The sequence below is a fragment of the Nocardiopsis sp. NPDC055879 genome (assembly GCF_053615935.1).
This window is the reverse complement of sequence record NZ_JBSHCT010000088.1, coordinates 1-1,490: the sequence shown is the minus strand read 5'-3', so window position 1 is coordinate 1,490 and position 1,490 is coordinate 1. Positions and strand designations below refer to the sequence as shown.

Here is a 1,490-nt window from a genome sequence, read left to right as displayed (position 1 = left end):
CGCGCTCCGCATGGGATCTGACACGCTCCGCCTCATCCGGATCGAGGCTGACGCGGATTCTGACCTTTGCCATGGCACGATCGTAGGACTCGCGTTACTCCATGTCTCGACGTAACCGGTCCACAGGCCTCATCCGCTCAGTGCTTGAAGTGGATGAACAGGCGACCAAGATACTTGGGACGATTCACTTAAGCAAAACCGCAGGTCAGACACGGAAAAGCCCCGCTCCCAGTAAGGGAGCGGGGCTCTGTGGTGCTATGCCTCGCGGGCGACGTCCTCCGCCGCTAGGGCAAGCGCCCTCGCGTCCGCGATCTTGTCTTGGGCGGCTTCCAGGGACAACGCCCCTGCGAAGTGCATATCCCAGATCAGCGACTCATGTAGGTCAAGCATCTCCGCCATGGGGTCCGCGTGGTGCTGTTCGATACGCGCCCTCCAAAACACATAGTCGGCCACGTACTCGGGGTCGTCTGGCAGGATTGCGGGGTCGACAACGTCGTCGACGAAGTCGGGCATGTCGTCGGCGTTCACCGCGCCACCTCCCACGGTTCCGGCAGTGCCGCACCTGCGCGGAGGACGGTGTCCAACGCTTCCCAGGTGTGTACAGCGGCTCGGAGAGTGGTGAACGGCATGACGCGGTACCCGCCGCCGGGCGGGGTTGTGTCAAGCGATTCTGTGAGCGCGGAGTGCAGCGGCGTCGTGTCGATGCCGGAAAGCAACGGGTCGACACGCGGCGAGACCCACCGGGACGGCAACGTGCCGCCCGTCGAAAGCAGGGTGTCCAGGGTTTCCCACACCGTGGCCGCCTTGGCCAACGTCTCCGCCGCGTCGCGGGGAAGGCCAGGAGTGGCCAGAAGGCCGGCTAGCTGAGCCACACACGCGCTGACCACGAATGGCTCCGCGTGCTCCGTGTGGACGCCCGTGTGGCCGGACGGCAGGATGCAGCGGGAGGACGTGCATTCCGCGTCACTCAGGTTGTGCGCGTCTACTTCCTCCGGCGTCATCTCACGGGTACGCCCCGGCGACCCTTCGTAGTCGCCCCGGTAGTCGCGGCACATGCCCGCGTGTCCGGCAGGCTTCACACAGTTCTTCGGCAGGTCTGCCCCGGCCTTGAACGGGTGCCATCGGGTGAGAGTGCAGCGGTTCACGCCGTCACCGCCACGGCGGAGACACGGGAGACGTCCATAGCCACAGCAACGCCCAACCGTTGCCGGTCCGCGTATGCGTGCGCCTGCGCGCGTTCCCAAGCTGCGTAGCCCGGTCGCACAAGGTTCGCAGGTGGGAGCGGGTGCCGGACACCTGCGATCGGAGCAACTGCCGACATGGCCGTTCGCGGAAGCGTGGGGAGCGCGTCGACCGGCCTACGCGGCGCGGGGATGACCGGCGTGGGGGCGAGGGCGACGAACGGCCGCACACGACGGGAGCGCCTGCGCTTCAACTCCGCGAGGACGCCAGCCACGCGGCCATACGGCGAGGCGTGGACCGCGTAGGAC

The 1,490-nt window shown here is 66.9% G+C and carries 2 protein-coding genes; both read right to left on the bottom strand.

Annotated features, from left to right (window positions below):
• Positions 1-255: 255 nt before the first annotated feature.
• The gene (locus ACWGKS_RS29930) at positions 256-528 is read right to left on the bottom strand and encodes a hypothetical protein (RefSeq protein WP_452525086.1); all 273 of its coding nucleotides are present in this window, start codon (positions 526-528) and stop codon (positions 256-258) included.
• Positions 525-1,145 carry a hypothetical protein gene (locus ACWGKS_RS29925; RefSeq protein ID WP_452525084.1) on the bottom strand — a complete coding sequence of 207 codons (621 nt, stop codon included), beginning with the start codon at positions 1,143-1,145 and terminating at the stop codon, positions 525-527. The genes ACWGKS_RS29930 and ACWGKS_RS29925 overlap by 4 nt, the downstream gene beginning before the upstream one ends.
• Positions 1,146-1,490: the final 345 nt, after the last annotated feature.